Here is a 4,378-nt window from a genome sequence, read left to right as displayed (position 1 = left end):
GGGCCCGGCTTGCCTCCGGCCTTGAAGCCCGGCTTGCCTCCGGCCTTGGGGCCCGGCTTGCCTGCCGCCCGGGGGCCGGGCTTCGGGCCAGCCTTGCCGTTAGAGGGGGGCCCCGGGCGTGAAGGCTTGCCGGGACGGGAGGGGGCGCCTGGCCGGCGGGGGCCCGGGGAGGAGCGACCGGAAGAAGTCTTCGCGGCGCGGGGACGGTGAATCTGCTTAGGGGACATTGCGTGGACTCGGTTCCGCTTTACTCTGGGCCACCGCGCGCCGGGCGGCCAGCCGAGAGGAAGTTTCGGGGGGCGCGCGTGGTTTTGGTCTGGTTCTCCCTTACATCTCCTGGGAATTCCCTTCACTCGCCGCGCTCCTTCGAGGATCCTCCGGCGAGAGAGCCAACATGATTGAATGGACGCTAAAGAAGCTCATCGGGACCAAGAATGAGCGCGAGCTCAAGAAAGCCCGTCTGAAGGTCGCCCGCATCAACGAACTGGAGGGCCGCATGAAGGCCCTCAAGGACGACGACTTCGCGCGGGAAACCGCCCGGATGAAGCAGGAGATCGCGAACGGCAAGCCGCTCGACGACCTGTTGTTCGAGGCCTTCGCCCTCACCCGTGAAGCGGCGAGCCGGGTCATCGGCCAGCGCCACTACGACGTGCAGCTCATCGGCGGCATGTTCCTGCACGAGGGCTGCATCGCGGAGATGCGCACCGGTGAAGGCAAGACGCTCACCGCGACGCTGCCCTCCTACCTCAACGCCCTGTCCGGCCGCGGCGTGCACGTCGTCACCGTGAACGACTACCTGGCCCGCCGCGACGCGGAGTGGATGGGCCGCGTCTACAAGTTCCTGGGCATGACCACGGGCTGCGTGCTCCACGAGCTGTCCGACAAGCAGCGCCAGGACGCGTACCGCTCGGACATCACGTACGGCCAGAACAACGAGTTCGGCTTCGACTACCTGCGCGACAACATGAAGTTCCGCCTGCAGGACTACGTCCAGCGCGAGCTCAACTACGCCATCGTCGACGAGGTGGACTCCATCCTCATCGACGAGGCCCGCACGCCGCTCATCATCTCCGGCCCCACCGAGGACAGCACCGACAAGTACTACCGGGTGGACCAGGTCATCCCGGGCCTCGTGCCGGACCAGGACTACACCCTGGATGAGAAGCACCGCGCGGTGGCCCTCACCGACGACGGCATCGACAAGCTCCAGAAGCGCCTCAACGTCGGCAACCTCTACGACCCGGGCGAAATCGAGACCCTCCACCACGTCGAGCAGGCCCTGCGCGCGCACACGCTCTACAAGCGCGACAAGGACTACGTGGTGAAGGACGGCGAGGTGCAGATCGTCGACGAGTTCACCGGCCGCCTCATGCCCGGCCGCCGCTGGTCCGACGGCCTCCACCAGGCCATCGAGGCCAAGGAGGGCGTGAAGATTGAAAACGAGAACCAGACGCTCGCCACGGTCTCGTTCCAGAACTACTTCCGCATGTACTCCAAGCTGTCCGGCATGACGGGCACCGCGGACACGGAAGCCGAAGAGTTCGCGAAGATCTACAACCTGGACGTGCGCGTCATCCCGACCAACCGTCAGGCGCAGCGCCGCGACGAACAGGACGTGGTCTACAAGACGGAGCGCGAGAAGTTCGAGGCCGTCGCCGGGCAGATTGAAGAGCTGCACAAGGCCGGTCAGCCGGTGCTCGTGGGCACGGTGTCCATCGCCAAGAGCGAGGTGGTGTCCAACTTCCTCAAGAAGCGCGGCGTGCCCCACAGCGTCCTCAACGCCAAGGCGCACCAGCGCGAGGCGGACATCGTCGCGCAGGCGGGCCGCAAGGGCGCGGTCACCATCTCCACCAACATGGCCGGCCGCGGCACGGACATCCTCCTGGGCGGCAACGCGGAGGTCATGACCAAGAGTGAGATGGGCCCGCCGCCGGAGCCGCCGGAGGCCGTGGACGGTCAGCCCCTGGACCTCACCGGCTACCAGGCGGCGCTCGCGGACTACGAGAAGCGCTTCGCGGAGACGAAGGCGAACAACGAGGCGCTCACCAAGCGCGAGCGTGAAGAGGTCATGGCCGCCGGCGGCCTCTTCATCATCGGCACGGAGCGCCACGAGTCCCGCCGCGTGGACAACCAGCTGCGTGGCCGCGCCGGCCGCCAGGGTGACCCGGGCGCCAGCCGCTTCTTCCTGTCCCTGGAAGACGACCTGATGCGCATCTTCGGGTCCGAGCGCATCCAGATGCTGATGGAGCGCCTGGGCATGGAGGAGGGCGAGGTCATCGAGCACATCTGGCTCTCGCGCGCCATCGAGAGCGCGCAGAAGCGGGTCGAAGGCCACAACTTCGACATCCGCAAGAACCTGCTCGAGTACGACGACGTGATGAACCAGCAGCGGCGCACCATCTACAAGCTGCGCCGCCAGGTGCTCGCGTCGGGCGCGGGCATCCCCCTCGTGGAGTACGAGGAGGACCTCAAGACGCGCGTGAAGACGCGCTCCGAGCGCGTCATCTCCTGGGCGGACTTCCGGGAGATGGTGCTGGACGCGGTGGAGGACGTCGTCGTGTCCATGACGGACACCTACGCCCCCACGCGCAGCTCCGACACCTGGGACATCGCCTCGCTGTCCAACATGGTGAAGGAGTCGCTCAACCTGGAGATGACCTTCGAGGGCGTCGGCAACCGCGACGAGCTCCAGGAGCAGATCTACGGCGCGGCGGAGAAGGTCTTCACCGCCCGCGAGCAGGAGTTCGGCGAAGACTTCATGCGCTTCCTGCAGTACCGGTACCTGGCCACCATCGACCAGCTGTGGAAGGACCACCTGCTGGCCATGGACCACCTGCGCCAGGGCATCGGCCTGCGCGGCTACGGCCAGAAGGACCCGAAGCAGGAGTACAAGAAGGAAGGCTACACGGGCTTCATGCAGATGCTGGACGCCATCAAGACGCAGTTCGTCAGCCAGATGATGCGCGTCCAGGCCCGCTCCGCCTCCAGCGCGGCGGAGGAGACGGCCCGCATCCAGCGCCAGCTCGCCCAGCAGCAGAAGAAGGCCGTGGAGGGCCGCGCCGACGCCGAGGGGAAGATCGAGGAGGCCACCGCCACCCCGGTCGCCCAGCGCGAGGCCGCCGCCGCGCCCGCCCGCACCGTGGGCCGCAACGACCCCTGCCCCTGCGGCAGCGGCCGCAAGTACAAGAAGTGCCACGGCGCCAACGAGGCGAACCCGTAGTCCCTGACGCCCGCTGACAGAAGCAGTGCCCTCCGGCGCGGTTGCCCTCCCTCTTCCGGGGACGGTGGCCGCGCCGGTCGCCTTCCTGGAGGGCAGGGGAGCGGCCCCGGAGGGGTGGGACCCGGACGGATGGTGTGCCGAAGCTTGCGCCCCTCTCGAGCGTTCTGCTAAGGACGCCGCGCCCCGTTATGAAGAGGGGCCGGGCCGTACGCCCGAGGCAGTCCGCAACACCCACTACTCACACGCGTGTCACCGGTCTCCGGTGCCCCTCCACGGTGGAAGGGCCAGGACTGGCAGCTGTCTCAAACGCGCGTGGCGGAACAACCGGAAGGTACACGCACCATGGATACCCAGCAGGATACGCAGACGCAGGCCCAGGCGATGGCCGCCGCCAGCGGCATCACGATGCGCCAGCTCCTCGAGGCCGGCGTCCACTTCGGCCACCAGACCAAGCGCTGGAACCCGAAGATGAAGCCCTACATCTTCGGCGCCCGTAACGGCATCTACATCATCGACCTGCAGAAGACCGTGACGATGGCCCGCTCGGCCTTCCGCTTCGTGGCGGACATCACGGCCCGCGGCGGTTCGGTGCTGTTCGTCGGCACCAAGAAGCAGGCGCAGGACGTCATCCAGGAGGAGGCCGCCCGCGCCGGTCAGTTCCACGTCACCAGCCGCTGGCTGGGTGGCACGCTGACGAACTTCAAGACCATCAAGCAGGGCATCGACCGCCTGAAGACGCTGGAGAAGATGGCCGAGGACGGCACCTTCGAGCGCCTGCCCAAGAAGGAGGTCGCCCAGCTCGACCGCGAGCGCGAGAAGCTGGAGAAGAACCTGGGCGGCGTGAAGGACATGGCGAAGCTGCCCCGCTGCGTCTTCATCATCGACCCGAAGAAGGAGCACATCGCCATCCACGAGGCCACCCGCCTGGGCATCCCGGTGATTGGCCTGGTGGACACCAACTGCGATCCGGACGGCATCGACTTCGTCATCCCGGGCAACGACGACGCCATCCGCTCCATCAAGCTCTTCACGTCGAAGATCGCGGACGCGTGCCTCGAGGGTGCGGCGCGCTACCGTGCGTCCGGCGCCGCCGAGCGCGACGAGCAGGAGGAGCGCGAGGGCCGTGACGACCGCCGCGACCGTGACGACCGCCGTGGC

Annotated in this window: 2 protein-coding genes; both read left to right on the top strand. The window is 67.5% G+C overall.

All coding sequences use genetic code 11. The features are described 5' to 3' along the window. Positions 1 to 394 precede the first annotated feature (394 nt). On the top strand, positions 395 to 3,220 hold the full coding sequence (secA, locus tag ACLEQD_RS38005) for a preprotein translocase subunit SecA (RefSeq protein WP_410390742.1): 2,826 nt from the start codon (positions 395 to 397) through the stop codon (positions 3,218 to 3,220). A gap of 342 nt (positions 3,221 to 3,562) precedes the next feature. Beyond that, a partial coding sequence (gene rpsB, locus ACLEQD_RS38000; protein WP_410390741.1) for a 30S ribosomal protein S2 occupies positions 3,563 to 4,378 on the top strand: 816 nt, incomplete at its 3' end.

It is taken from the genome of Corallococcus sp. 4LFB, assembly GCF_046520365.1.
In the GTDB taxonomy this organism is placed as follows: Bacteria; Myxococcota; Myxococcia; order Myxococcales; family Myxococcaceae; genus Corallococcus; species Corallococcus caeni.
Note: the sequence above shows the minus strand (reverse complement) of the source record. Positions and strands in the feature narration are given on the sequence as shown.

What these genes read in the sequence shown, in the direction of transcription:
- secA (WP_410390742.1), top strand. Translation starts at nt 395, where the DNA reads ATGATTGAATGGACGCTAAAGAAGCTCATCGGGACCAAGAATGAGCGC.